Below are 13,392 nucleotides of genomic sequence, written 5' to 3'. Positions count from 1 at the left end.
GTCTGTGAATCACTCAATTTAATCGCTCCAATCCATAATGTGCCTTCCTTTATATTTTATCGGAATATTAAAAAAGTAAAAAGTATTATGCCTAAATTCACTTGAAAAAAATAATAGAATACTATACCAATGGCTAAGTATATGGTTTTTAATACGGTAAATAACGTTGTTCCATACCCATTTTATGAATAAAAATACAGTATTTATCAACTATATAAAATATATTCTATGTAACAATTAGTAGATAAATAATACATTTACATTACAAAAGAGTGAAATCATTCAAACGCTATTTTCTTTATGATACATTATAAGGGTGCAAAAATTCCTTGTGGGTAAATCATCCTATTACAAGGGAAAGTTGGAAGGGGCTTTATTGATGAATTCGTTTTGGAATAAAAAAGAAGAAAACAATAGATTCACCTACAATTTTTCTTCTTTTAAAAAGGTTTCGATCATGGCAGTTTTAATGACGAGCCTAACGATAAATATGGGTTTTGCTAAAGAACATACGAAAGAAAATTTAAATAAAATATACCATGTCTATGTGGGAAATGATTATATTGGTGCAGTATCTGACGAGAAAGCTATTCAAGAAGTTATTACATCAAAAGAAAAAGAAGCAAGTCAGCAATTCAAAGAGTTATCTATGGATGCTAGCTCATCTGTTAAAATAATCCCAGAACAAGTTTTTACGAATGAAACAAAAGATGCAGAAACATTATCCAAACTTAAGCAATCTTTAGTAGCGAAATCGGATGCTTTTACATTACTAGTAAATCATAAGCCAGTCGTATCATTAAAAAATACGGAAGCCTATGAAAAAACGGTTCAACTGTTGAAGCTACAATATATTTCTCAGCCAGAGTTAGATAAATTAGCGAAAAACCAACAATCTACAATTAATTTACCAGAATTACAAGCAGGCGAATCACGACTTTTAGATATTTCATTTAAACAGGATGTTTCAGGAATATCTCAAAAAGTTACACCAACTCAAATCTTAACACCTGAGCAAGCCGTAAACTATTTAATGACAGGCTACCTTGAACAAGATAGCTATAAAATTCAATCAGGTGATGTATTAGGTTCTGTCGCAAAAAAACATAATTTAACAACGAGTGAGCTGCTAGATTTAAACCCTGATGTAACAGTTGATACTGTTTTACAAGTTGGACAGGAATTGAATGTAACGGTTGCAAAGCCATTTGTAAATCTTGAGGTTAAAAAGAAAAAGAAAGTAGCAGATGTGATTCCATTCAAAAAAGTAGTGGAAGAAGATCCTACTATGTATAAAGGTGAAAAGGTCATCAAGCAAGAAGGCGCTAATGGTAAAAAAGAAACAACATACGCCCTAACGTCTGAAAATGGTAAACAAACAGCAAAAGTTGCATTAGAAGAAAAAGTTACCCAAGAACCAGTGGAACAAATTGAAGTAGTTGGGACAAAGGTAATCTCTTCACGTGGCACAGGTGAATTTTCATGGCCAGCTGTAGGAGGCTATATCTCAAGCGGTATGGGCGAACGTTGGGGCGCCTTCCACCGTGGAATCGACATTGCTCGTCCAAGTAATTATAATATTTTGGCGGCCGATAATGGTGTAGTTAGTGCAGCTGGTACGTCTGGTACTTATGGTAATCGCATTGTAATTAATCACAATAATGGTTATACAACGCTTTATGGACATCTATCTTCTATTAATGTTGAAGTAGGACAAGTAGTGGAAAAGGGCTCTGTTATCGGTATTATGGGTTCTACTGGAAATTCGACAGGCACACATTTACACTTTGAAGTTGAAAAGAACGGTTCATTAGTTAATCCGTTATCATATGTAGGCCGATAAACATTTTGAATAGTAGACAGTCCAAATAGTGGGCTGTCTTTTCTATTATTTCCCGAGAAATACTTGTTGAAATATAGCCCATTTTGTCAAAGTATTTAAAGTGATTGATGAACGATTAATGCAAGGAAACTGAAAGCATGATAGAGTTAAGAGTAGTGAACTTACAAATACAACATGTTTAAGAATAGATAAAAAACGAAAGGGAGAGAATGAATGAACAAAACAATTTTAGTTGTTGATGATGAAAAACCAATCGCAGATATTCTGCAATTTAATTTAATAAAAGAAGGATATAAAGTGATATGTGCGTATGATGGTGATGAGGCACTAAAGAAGGTTGAGGAAGAGCAACCAGATTTAATGCTACTAGATATCATGCTACCAAAGCGCGATGGTATGGAAGTATGTAGAGAGATACGGAAAAAATATGATTTCCCTATTATAATGCTGACGGCTAAAGGCTCTGAGATTGATAAAGTATTAGGCTTAGAAATGGGCGCAGATGATTATGTCACTAAGCCATTCAGTACACGAGAGCTTATTGCTCGTGTAAAGGCAAATATGCGACGTTTACAGGTTGCTGCACCTGCAGCAGAAGAAGCAGAAGAGGAATCAAACGAAATTGTTGTAGGTTCCCTTGTTATCCAGCCAGATGCTTATTTAGTAATGAAGCGTGATGAGGCTATTGAGCTTACTCATCGAGAATTTGAGCTACTACATTATTTAGGTAAACATATTGGACAAGTAATGACACGTGAACATCTTTTACAAACGGTATGGGGCTATGACTACTTTGGAGATGTTCGTACTGTTGACGTAACAATTCGTCGTTTACGTGAAAAAATCGAGGATAATCCTAGTCACCCTGCTTGGATTGTCACAAGACGTGGTGTAGGTTATTATTTACGAAATCCTGAACAGGAGTAATAGGAATGCAGAAAGTGAGCTTCTTTAAATCTATTCATGTCAAACTAGTGCTGATTTATATTTTATTAATATTGCTTGCTTTACAAATTATCGGTATTTATTTTGCCCGCCAGTTAGAACAAAATTTGAAGAGCAACTTCCAAGATTCTATTTTTCAGCGAGTTGACCTGATGCAATATAGTCTTCGTGAGGAAATTTTAAAGGAACGTGACGAAAGCATGCCTAAACTAGAGGAAAGCTTGAAGTCAATCGTTACGGAGTTTTCAACTGGTTTAAGAGACGTTTCCAATGGTGATATTTTAGAAATTCGTGTCATTGATGATAGACAAAGAATACTTGCGACATCTGAGCTCGAGAATCAAAATTTAATAGGACAACGCTCTAACACAGACCTTGTGCGTCGTGCGATATCTGCTGAAACGCTCTTTGATATTATAAAACTCGATAACAAAACGAGGAATCGAGTATGGGTATTAGCGAACCCGATTCGAGCTGGTGCAGGGCCGGATGATGAAATTATAGGCGTTCTATATATTGAAGCGAATATTGAGTCCGTTTTTGAACAAATGAACGAAATTAACCGTATTTTCCTTGGCGGCACAGCTATGTCGTTAGTCTTTACTATCTTTTTAGGTATTCTCGTCGCTCGAACAATTACACAACCAATTGCTGATATGCGAAAGCAAGCTCAAGCGATGGCAAAGGGCAACTATTCTCGCAAGGTAAGGGTATACGGTACAGATGAAATAGGTCAGCTTGCCGTTACCTTTAATCATTTAACCAATCGTTTGCAAGAGGCACAATCCACTACTGATGCGGAGCGGCGAAAGCTAGATTCAGTCCTTAGTAATATGACAGATGGCGTTATTGCGACAGATCGTAAGGGACGTATTATATTAATTAATGACCCTGCGTTGGAGTTACTGCATATTTCAAGGGATATTACACTAGGTCGTCCCATTGCCTCGGTATTGGGGATTGATCAGGAATATAGCTTTGAAGATTTAATTCATATGAGTGATGCTATTAATTTAAATTTCAGTACATCAGATGCACCTTATATATTACGTGCCAATTTCTCGGTTATTCAAAAAGAGACAGGCTTTATTAATGGTCTTATTACTGTATTACACGATATAACAGAGCAGGAAAAGATAGAAATGGATCGTCGCGAGTTTGTATCGAATGTATCCCATGAATTAAGAACGCCATTAACAACTATGCGTAGTTATTTAGAGGCACTAGCGGATGGGGCATGGAAGGATGAAAATATTGCTCCTACATTTTTAAACGTAACGCAAACTGAAACAGAACGTATGATTCGACTAGTCAATGATTTATTGCAATTATCACGAATGGATAGTTCAGACTATGAGTTAAACAAAGATATTGTCTTATTTAATTCATTCTTTAACCGAATTATCGATCGATTTGAAATGTCTAAGTCTGATAAAGTACAGTTTGCACGATTATTCCCTGAAACCTCCTTTTATGTAGAAATTGATACGGATAAGGTGACACAGGTCATTGATAATATCATTTCGAATGCCATCAAATATTCTCCAGATGGCGGAAATATTCGCTTTGGCTTCACAGGGCAAGGTGACATGCTAAAAGTCATGATTTCAGATGATGGCATGGGGATTCCTAAAGAAAATGTAGGCCGCATTTTTGATCGCTTCTATCGTGTCGATCGGGCCCGTGCTCGTTCCATGGGAGGAACAGGCTTGGGGCTTGCTATTGCGCGGGAAATGATTGAAGCGCATGGCGGAAAGATTTGGGCAGAGAGTGAGGAAGGGCAAGGCACGACAATTTTCTTCACATTACCATATGATGCAGATGAATTTGGTGAGGCAGGTGAGTGGGAATGAAATATATAGAGCCAGTTAAATCTGTTGTTTTATTTCTACTTGTCATGCTAAGTGTGATTCTAACTTTTTTGATTTGGACTTACACACCAGATTATAAATATATTGAAAATACGGAGCGGAAGGAAATTTTAATTAAGCCGCAAAAGGAAATGGAGGATATTATTCGTCCATACAAGGCTATTTTCCGTTTTGATGAGGGTTTTACAGGCACAGTATCTAATAATGCCATGAAGAGTTTGATGAAAACATTTAAAGGCTGGAACGTTCTAGATTTAGAGCCTGTTAACAACAATCTTTCGCCAAACTATGTAAATCAAATTATTGGCGCAGACCATCGAATGACGATTTTTTTCACTGGTGAGGTTCCATTTTCATCCTTTAACACCATTTTTCAATTTGCTGATAAAGAGTTACCAGAAACAACCTTCAATCGTATGATTATTGACTGGAGTAATTCAAGCACCAAAGAGTTAATGGTTTATTACATTAGTAGTAATAATCAATCATTATTCCGCTCACATGTAAGCGTGCCAAACATGAACCAATTTATACAGGAAGTCATAGAGCCTGCAAAAAAATATGGCACGTTTAAAGAAATTGAGCGAGAAAATCAGACATCGCTTTATGTAGATAACAATAAAATGGAATCTGTAAAATTTACGTACTATATTGAAGAAATCACACCAGAATTATTTAAAAATGTGTTATTTACAGATCCAAATATAGTGCGACGCAATGTTGAAAGTGCATCTTCTGAAAAATATACAGATGGTATGTCATTAATGACATTAGATACAAATCTAAAATCATTAAACTATGTTTATCCAGCTGCAGAAAGCAGTATTAGAATTGAGCCTTCAAAATTGCTAAAAGATAGCTTTGAATTTATCAACGAGCATGGTGGATATACTGCCGATTTCCGTTATGCTTCAACGAATACAAATAAAAATCAAATGGATTATCAATTATATTTGCAAGGTTTACCTGTCTATAGCAATCATGTCATTACCCGAATGACGACAATTTGGGGAGATAGCCGGATTTTCCATTATAAGCGTCCATACTTCTCATTAGATATGGATATTGAAGCAGAAAAGGAAATCAAAGAATTATCATCGGGAGCAGATATTGCTGAGAGATTAAAAGTTGGGAATAATATTGCCCTAGCAGATATCGATGAAATTGTTTTAGGTTATTATTTAACACAAAATCAAGAACTAAATATATTTACATTTGAACCTTGTTGGTTTGTCATCCGTAATGGATCTTGGATTAAACTAACTCCTGAAGTTTTAGGAGGTGTTAAAAATGGATTGGAATAGAACGAAATCTATTTTTATATTCGTTTTTTTAATTCTAAACATCTTCTTATATTCCCTTTATGTAAATCGCTATAATGAGGCGAAAGATATTGAGGTTCCGGGTGAAAAAACAATTGAAGCTCGTTTAAAAGATGATAATATAACGTATGGCTCCTTACCAAATAATATTGAGTTTGCTTCGTATATGACAGCTCAAGTGCATAAATTCACCACAGATGAATTTAGTAATAGTAACCAACAAATTACATTTAGGGATAATACGAATACTAAAGTTCGTGCTATTTTCTTAAAGCCTGTTAAATTACGGAATGTGAGTGATGATGCAAGCTTTACGGATTTTGCTGTTGCAAACGTAAATGAAGGAGCATCGTATGCCTTATGGAAAGTAGATCGCGAAGAACGAATCGCAATTTTTTTCCAGAAGACTAATAACCGGATGTTCTATTACAATGGTTCATTAAAAATTAAATGGAATACCAATAATGAAGTAACTATGTATGAGCAAACAATGATTGATAATATTGAAGAAATGGAACAACAGGAAACTGTCATTCCTCCCCTTCAAATTATTCAAACTTTATATGCAAAAGGACCGCTCAAGCCAGACTCACGTATTACGCAAATGAAGTTAGGTTACTCAACACTTGTTAAATTGACTCGTACTCAGGTATTAGTGCCAACATGGGAAGTACGAGTGAAATTATCGGATGGAGAAACTGAAGAGTATTTTGTCAATGCAGTAGAAGGCAAAGTCATTGAAATCCAGGAGGACAAGCAAGAGGGCGAAGAAGAAGACTGGGGAGTTGAATAATGCGATTTAGTGTTTTAGCAAGTGGCAGTACAGGGAATTCGATTTATGTAGAGAATGACGATTATGCCTTTATCGTTGATGCTGGTCTTAGTGGGAAAAAGATGGAGCAGCTATTTACAAAAATCGATCGTAATATGAAGAAGCTTAGTGGAATTTTCGTCACACACGAGCATAGTGATCATATTAAAGGGATAGGTGTACTGGCACGAAAATATAATGTACCGATTTATGCAAACGCCAAAACATGGCAGGCAATGGACGGGCTAGTTGGTGATATTCCTGTGGAGCAACGTTTTGAATTTGACATGGATACAGTGAAGCATTTTGGTTCTTTAGCCGTTGAATCTTTTGCTGTTTCACATGATGCAGCAGATCCAATGTTCTATACATTCCATGAGGGTAGTCGCAAGCTTGTTATTATTACAGATACAGGGTATGTCAGTGATCGTATGAAGGGTATTATACGTGGAGCAGATTCCTTCGTTTTTGAAAGTAATCATGATGTTAATATGCTTCAAATGGGACGTTATCCCTGGTCCATTAAACGCCGTATTTTAAGCGATGTAGGACATGTGTCCAATGAGGATGCAGCGATTGCAATGAGTGAGGTTGTATTTGATAAGACGACCAATATCTATCTTTCGCATTTAAGTAAGGATAATAATATGAAAGAGCTGGCGCGTATGAGCGTGTCACAAACCTTACAGTCCTGTGGCATTATGGTTGGTGAGCATGTTCATCTTTTTGATACCGATGCAGAGGAGCCAACAAAATTAGTAACGGTTTAACGACTCGTTATTTAGGTAAAACTTAAAGCTGTTCGACGCATTTTAATAAATGCGTTGGGCAGCTATTTTTATGTCCATTTTATTTGTTTTTCATCTGATTTTAATGTTTGAATCGTAAGATTAGGGTAACAATTAACAAAAGCAGTAAAGGAAAGGATGAGGAACATGAGTTACTTTCAAGATGATGATAAAAACAGTGATTTCCTAAAAAATGATGAAATACCGAAATCACCTCTTCAAGAAAGACTAGAGCGCGAGGAGCAAGAAATGCAGGCCAAGCGTCATAAAAAGAAAGGTGGAGGCGGAGGAAAAGGTGGCTATTTCTTTAGTGGCTTGGTCGGCGTCATTATTGGTGCCTTACTTGTTTGGCTGATGTTGCCTGGTCTGGTTAATCAAATGCCTGGTACAACATCAAGTAATACAGGGAAAAATGATACGACCATTGATCAAGTTGCCACGGAGGTAACGACGGATGTTACAAAAGCAGTTGATAAAGCTTCTCCAGCCGTTGTAGGTATTACTAACATTCAGGAAGTAACAAGCGGAGGATTTTGGAGTCAGCAATCAACAACAACAAAAGAAGCGGGAAGCGGTTCAGGTGTTGTATATAAAATTGAAGGTGACAAAGCCTTTATCGTAACAAATAATCACGTTATTGAAGGGGCTAAACAATTAGAGGTCACAATGCCTGATGGAACAAAAGAGCAAGCCGAACTAGTGGGCCATGATGTTTGGACAGATCTTGCCGTTATTTCAATTAGCTCAAAAAATGTCAAAACAGTAGCGACATTTGGTAACTCCGATGTGTTAAAACAAGGTGAAACAGTTATAGCAATAGGTAATCCACTTGGCTTAGATTTCTATGGCTCTGTGACAACAGGGGTTGTTTCAGGTAAGGATCGTTCTGTACCCGTAGACTTAAACGGTGATGGAACAGAAGACTGGCAGCAAGAAGTATTACAAACGGATGCAGCCATTAATCCAGGGAATAGCGGAGGGGCACTTGTCAATTTAGCTGGAGAGTTAATAGGGATTAACTCCATGAAAATTGCAGAATCCTCAGTGGAAGGTTTAGGATTCTCTATTCCAATTAATTCAGCCATTCCAATTATTGAGGAGCTAGAGAAAAATGGTGAAATGAAACGTCCAACAATGGGAATTTCATTAGCTGACTTAACAGATGTTCCAGCCTTCTACCAACAACAAACATTAAAATTACCAGCTGAGGTGACAACAGGAGTTGTGATTACAGATGTAATGAATAACTCACCAGCATCAAAAGCAGGAGTCCAACAATATGATGTTATTGTGGAAATGGATGGTCAAAAAATAGAAACAGCCATTGATTTACGTAAACATCTATATAATGAGAAAAAAATCGGTGATCAATTAACATTAAAAGTTTATCGCCAAGGTAAATTGGTAGAACTTACACTTACATTAACAAACGGTAATTCATTGTAAAAAGAGTGAATAGCAGTGGGGATTGTAAAATCTCCGCTGCTTTTTTGTGGAGATGGAGAGTCCTTTAATAAAATATTGTGGATAACTAGAAAATTATGAATACTGACTTTATACAATAAACAGTGAGGAAAAGGTACTTCTTCCATACATGCTATTCCTTTGATACAATAGGTTGTGGATAACATACACCGAAATGTGAATAAGTTTGTGGAAATTTCGGAAAATAAGGAGACATCAAAAAATGGAAAAATACAGCTGTGAAAGCCATATAGAACACGCTTTAGACATGTTTGTAGCTGAGCAAAAAGTGTTCCCAATTATGGATAATATCGAAGAGGAAAAAAAGTTATCCACAAAGTGTAGCTACTGTGAACAGCCAGCAGAATATATTGTATCAAGTAAATAACTTTACACAATATATAGCAATGACATGTGGATATGTTGATAACTTTTGTGGATAACTTGTTTGTAAATGAATTGTAAAGGTGGATAACGTGTGAATATAACGATTGTATCAGTCGGCAAGTTAAAAGAAAAGTACTTAAAAATGGGGATTGATGAGTACGTAAAACGACTAGGCGGCTATGCAAAAATGGATTTGATTGAGGTACCTGACGAAAAAGCACCCGAACAACTTAGTGATGCTGAAATGGATATTGTGAAGAAAAAAGAGGGAGAACGGATACTAGCCAAAATTAGTGCAGACACGTATGTAATTGCCCTCGCTATCAATGGAAAAATGAAAACCTCTGAACAAATGGCTGCTGATCTTGAATCTCTCATGACCTACGGCAAAAGCAAAATTGCCTTCGTCATCGGCGGCTCCCTAGGCCTACACGAAGACGTCCTAAAAAGAGCCGACGAGCAACAATCCTTCGGCAAAATGACCTTACCGCACCAGCTCATGAAGCTCGTACTCGTAGAGCAGGTTTATCGAAGCTTTAGAATTATGAAGGGTGAACCGTATCATAAGTAAGTGCGGTTTCGAAAAGACCACCTAGAGAGTTGGGATGTCAGCATTTTAGGTGGTTTAATTTTATTTATCATTGTTTTTTGCATTTATGTCCTTTTTCTTGTGTTGGTGGTGGAAGTGGATCTCCTTATCAGTTTCATAATACGAGGTTTAGATACTTTTCCACCTGACATGTTGAAATCAATATAGCAAATTTTCTTCAATGATTGCTATAACTACTGAATGAACCCCAATTCTCTTGCCTAGCAAATTGAGGATAAGTAGATAGAAAGTTAACGATAATATTAGCCCGATCAAGTTTAGGGTATTGATCAAATAATGATCTATCGCCATATCGAATGGCTGTTAGTGCAAGTGGTAACTCACGCCTAAATATTTCATTGCGTTTTGCAGATGCATTTTGATTGTATTCTCCTTTTTCTATATATAAATATAAATAGAAATAAAAGCATTCCCCATTAGTAATCCATTCACCTAAGACCTCATCTCTCATCTTAGTATTCACTTTATCCCAAGCGAACTCATTTCCTATCGTTAAAAATAGATCGCCAGTATCATCTGAGTGAGTAAGTGTGTAACGTCTTGGAATGACAGGTTTCATTGTAGTCATACCATTCCTGAATTGAACGAATAGTTTTTCTGGGTAAAACTTTCCCAAGCTATCAACTCCATTCATTTTTTTAACAATATGCAGATATAAACCTATTAAATAGTTAAAAGTCATATGTATTAAGTTTTTATAGAGAGGCTTATGTTTTAAGGGAAATGTATTAAACATTTTTTATTTGATGTAATGTATAAATGAACGAAATATAGACCCTATAGAACAATACTTCAGGGTCCATTTCTCTAGTGGTTTAATGTTTCAATTAGTTAATTCCATATTTTTACGATTAATCTGTAAGTTAATGGATAACTTATACCCATTTTTCTCATCTTCTGACAATTTAACATTCACTGTGACTTGTGACTCGGTAGCCATATTAATTACACCGTCGTTTATTAGGATGGTTAAGTTAGTCTAATATTGTGACCTTTAATTGTTTTACTCCAAAATTAATGGCATCTTGTTGAGAAGGGAAAAAAACATCAATTCGTTTTCCTTTAATGGCACCACCGGTATCCCCTGCAATTGCTTCACCATAGCCTTCCACATAAACTTTACTACCCAATGGAATTACAGCTGGGTCAACTGAGATGACCTTCGCATTTGGGTTGGCTTTAAGGTTCATTCCAGTAGCGGAAATACCGGAACATCCCTCACATGAAGCCGTATAGGCTGAAGCTTCCACTATAATTTCCTTTGAGGCAGTTTTATTGGCTTCAGGTGCATTCTCCTTTGAAGCGGTAGTACTTGTTGATGAAGCATTTGCTTCAGGTGCACTATCCTTTGAAGCAGTAGTACTTGTTGATGGAGCGGTCGCTTCAGGTGCACTATCCTTTGGAGCTGTATTACTTGTTGATGAAACAGTTTCTTCAGGTTTACTTTCTACTGCAGTTGTATTATTTGTTATTGAAGTTGTTGTTTCCTTTGCTGCATTAGCTGCAGGCTTTATTGGTTTGTCAGTTACAGCCTTACTCGTTTTCGTACCATCGATAATGGATAGATGTAAACCGGGATGAATAAGGTCCGTCTGTAATTGGTTCCATTCTTTAATTTGTGAAACAGAGACTTGATGATCTAGGGCTATGTCCCATAGTGTATCTCCTTGCTTAACGGTATATTGTTGTGCAATGGTAAGGACATCACCAGGGTGAATAAGGTTAGTAGTCATATGATTCAATGTTTTAATATTTTCTACAGAAGTATGGTGTGTACGAGATAAATCCCAAAGAGTATCACCTTTTTGTACGTTAATTGTTGCAGCTTGAGCATTAGCACCTAAAGTTGCCGAAAGCATTGCAACTGGTACAATTGAAATTATTTTTTTAAGCATGTATTAATCCTCCGTGTGCGTTCTTAGTTGTTAATGTAGAATCATCGTAACATAGATTTTTTTGAGAAAAAGAACAAGGAGATGTTAATTTGATTTCGTCCATGGCATTTATATTGCAATAATATTTCTACTATTAAATGAGACGATTTCCGTAATGAAGATAGCTGATTTGTTAAGAGCTAAATGTGATAATGTTTCTACATTAAATAAATTTCGTAAGTGGGGGATAATCATGTCAGTTGTGGATCTGTTAGCTTCTCAACTAGGTCGAAACGATGAAGAGCCAAATATAGAGCTGGCACATAAATTGATTCATGAAGAAAATGATGCGGGTATAGAAGAAAATAATTGAAAATTTAACGTGCCAAGATAAAAAAATTCAATACGATTGTATGAAAGTAGCGTACGAAATTGGGCAAGTTAAACCAGAACTAATCAGTAAGTATGTCCTGACTTTTATAGAGTTGCTAAAAAGCCCTAATAATCGTTTGGTCTGGGGCGGGATGATGGCATTGGCAACGATTGCCGAGGTAGCATCAGAAACCATTATGGCTCATCTAGCTATATTAAAAAGTGCGATGAAAGTGGGTTCAGTTATTACAATTGATAAAGGTGTCCTCACTCTTGCGAAGCTAGCAGCTGTCAGTAAAGAAAACAATGATGTGATTTTTCCAATATTACTTCATCACCTTGAGAATTGCAGACCAAAGGAAATTCCTCAGCACTCGGAAAGTACGCTGTTAGCCGTAACAGATGAAAATAAAAATGAATTATTGAAAGTGTTACGAAAAAGAGAAAGATACCTAACAGCACCACAATTAAAAAGAGTCAAAAAGATTTATAAATCATTAGAAGCTTAATAAAAGTAAAAATTTTTCTTTATGTGCCGTACCTTTAATATAAATTTTAGCATCAGTGATGTTATTAGGTATTATTGAGTAATGTTCATAAATAAAAGCCACACTTGGCAGCGTTACGAAGATCCTCATCATATGTAAATGATGTTATTTATGATAGATAAAGAGGTACAGATTTTTTATCAAAAATGGCGAGAATATCAATGACCTTATAACAACAGCCAAAAAGAGAAATTGCACAGAGCAATTTCTCTTTTTGCTTGAATTGAGGTAAATTATGCCTTAAGCATGATAACTTCAGTATTATTTTTATTACCATTACCATTACCATTGCCGTTACCATTACCATTGCCGTTACCATTACCATTACCATTGCCATTGCCATTGCCATTGCCATTGCCATTGCCATTGCCATTGCCATTGCCATTACCATTGCCATTACCATTGCCATTGCCATTGCCATTGCCGTTACCATTGCCGTTACCATTACCATTGCCATTGCCATTGCCATTGCCGTTACCATTACCATTGCCATTACCATTACCATTGCCATTACCATTACCATTACCATTACCGTTACCATTACCATTACCATTACC

13 protein-coding genes are annotated in these 13,392 nt (G+C 36.3%); 10 read left to right on the top strand and 3 right to left on the bottom strand.

Annotation, left to right across the window (positions count from 1 at the left end; all coding sequences use genetic code 11):
• The first annotated feature begins 379 nt into the window (after positions 1-379).
• From C9J29_RS22960 to rlmH, 9 genes are all read left to right on the top strand, one after another.
• Complete coding sequence (locus C9J29_RS22960; RefSeq protein WP_043990419.1) at positions 380-1,843, top strand: M23 family metallopeptidase; 1,464 nt, start codon at positions 380-382, stop codon at positions 1,841-1,843.
• 213 nt (positions 1,844-2,056) lie between these two features.
• Entirely contained in the window at positions 2,057-2,770 is a 714-nt protein-coding gene (gene yycF / locus C9J29_RS22955; RefSeq protein WP_008177934.1) for a response regulator YycF, read from the top strand.
• 5 nt (positions 2,771-2,775) lie between these two features.
• Complete coding sequence (walK, locus tag C9J29_RS22950) at positions 2,776-4,641, top strand: cell wall metabolism sensor histidine kinase WalK (protein WP_008177932.1); 1,866 nt, start codon at positions 2,776-2,778, stop codon at positions 4,639-4,641.
• The gene (locus tag C9J29_RS22945; RefSeq protein WP_008177930.1) at positions 4,638-5,963 is read left to right on the top strand and encodes a YycH family regulatory protein; all 1,326 of its coding nucleotides are present in this window, start codon (positions 4,638-4,640) and stop codon (positions 5,961-5,963) included. Before walK ends, C9J29_RS22945 begins: the two co-directional genes overlap by 4 nt.
• Entirely contained in the window at positions 5,950-6,774 is an 825-nt protein-coding gene (locus C9J29_RS22940; protein ID WP_008177929.1) for a two-component system regulatory protein YycI, read from the top strand. Before C9J29_RS22945 ends, C9J29_RS22940 begins: the two co-directional genes overlap by 14 nt.
• On the top strand, positions 6,774-7,562 hold the full coding sequence (locus C9J29_RS22935; RefSeq protein WP_008177927.1) for an MBL fold metallo-hydrolase: 789 nt from the start codon (positions 6,774-6,776) through the stop codon (positions 7,560-7,562). The genes C9J29_RS22940 and C9J29_RS22935 overlap by 1 nt, the downstream gene beginning before the upstream one ends.
• A 165-nt stretch (positions 7,563-7,727) precedes the next feature.
• Positions 7,728-9,026 (top strand): S1C family serine protease, encoded by a 1,299-nt coding sequence (locus tag C9J29_RS22930; protein ID WP_008177925.1) that lies wholly within the window; start codon positions 7,728-7,730, stop codon positions 9,024-9,026.
• 241 nt (positions 9,027-9,267) lie between these two features.
• Positions 9,268-9,432 (top strand): CxxH/CxxC protein, encoded by a 165-nt coding sequence (locus tag C9J29_RS22925; protein ID WP_107922860.1) that lies wholly within the window; start codon positions 9,268-9,270, stop codon positions 9,430-9,432.
• A 90-nt stretch (positions 9,433-9,522) separates the two neighbouring features.
• Positions 9,523-10,002 carry a 23S rRNA (pseudouridine(1915)-N(3))-methyltransferase RlmH gene (rlmH, locus tag C9J29_RS22920; RefSeq protein WP_008177921.1) on the top strand — a complete coding sequence of 160 codons (480 nt, stop codon included), beginning with the start codon at positions 9,523-9,525 and terminating at the stop codon, positions 10,000-10,002.
• A 196-nt stretch (positions 10,003-10,198) separates the two neighbouring features.
• On the opposite strand, the gene C9J29_RS22915 is transcribed toward rlmH, so the two are convergent.
• Both C9J29_RS22915 and C9J29_RS22910 read right to left on the bottom strand, forming a co-directional pair.
• Entirely contained in the window at positions 10,199-10,657 is a 459-nt protein-coding gene (locus C9J29_RS22915; protein ID WP_107922859.1) for a staygreen family protein, read from the bottom strand.
• Positions 10,658-11,015: 358 nt separating this feature from the next.
• On the bottom strand, positions 11,016-11,936 hold the full coding sequence (locus C9J29_RS22910; RefSeq protein ID WP_107922858.1) for a LysM peptidoglycan-binding and 3D domain-containing protein: 921 nt from the start codon (positions 11,934-11,936) through the stop codon (positions 11,016-11,018).
• A 506-nt stretch (positions 11,937-12,442) separates the two neighbouring features.
• Here C9J29_RS22910 and C9J29_RS24845 point away from each other — a divergent pair.
• Positions 12,443-12,796 (top strand): hypothetical protein, encoded by a 354-nt coding sequence (locus C9J29_RS24845; protein WP_237068912.1) that lies wholly within the window; start codon positions 12,443-12,445, stop codon positions 12,794-12,796.
• A 148-nt stretch (positions 12,797-12,944) separates the two neighbouring features.
• On the opposite strand, the gene C9J29_RS22900 is transcribed toward C9J29_RS24845, so the two are convergent.
• The coding region (locus tag C9J29_RS22900) for a hypothetical protein (RefSeq protein ID WP_170110043.1) at positions 12,945-13,392 on the bottom strand (448 nt) is incomplete at its 5' end.

Source organism: Lysinibacillus fusiformis, assembly GCF_003049525.1.
Classification (GTDB): Bacteria; Bacillota; Bacilli; order Bacillales_A; family Planococcaceae; genus Lysinibacillus; species Lysinibacillus fusiformis.
This window is presented reverse-complemented; position numbering and strand designations above follow the sequence as displayed.

Coding starts and splice junctions, on each gene's coding strand:
- C9J29_RS22960 (WP_043990419.1), top strand. CDS start 380: ATGAATTCGTTTTGGAATAAAAAAGAAGAAAACAATAGATTCACCTAC.
- C9J29_RS22935 (WP_008177927.1), top strand. CDS start 6,774: ATGCGATTTAGTGTTTTAGCAAGTGGCAGTACAGGGAATTCGATTTAT.
- C9J29_RS22940 (WP_008177929.1), top strand. CDS start 5,950: ATGGATTGGAATAGAACGAAATCTATTTTTATATTCGTTTTTTTAATT.
- yycF (WP_008177934.1), top strand. CDS start 2,057: ATGAACAAAACAATTTTAGTTGTTGATGATGAAAAACCAATCGCAGAT.
- C9J29_RS22910 (WP_107922858.1), bottom strand. CDS start 11,936: ATGCTTAAAAAAATAATTTCAATTGTACCAGTTGCAATGCTTTCGGCA.
- C9J29_RS22930 (WP_008177925.1), top strand. CDS start 7,728: ATGAGTTACTTTCAAGATGATGATAAAAACAGTGATTTCCTAAAAAAT.
- C9J29_RS22945 (WP_008177930.1), top strand. CDS start 4,638: ATGAAATATATAGAGCCAGTTAAATCTGTTGTTTTATTTCTACTTGTC.
- walK (WP_008177932.1), top strand. CDS start 2,776: ATGCAGAAAGTGAGCTTCTTTAAATCTATTCATGTCAAACTAGTGCTG.
- C9J29_RS22925 (WP_107922860.1), top strand. CDS start 9,268: ATGGAAAAATACAGCTGTGAAAGCCATATAGAACACGCTTTAGACATG.
- C9J29_RS24845 (WP_237068912.1), top strand. CDS start 12,443: ATGGCATTGGCAACGATTGCCGAGGTAGCATCAGAAACCATTATGGCT.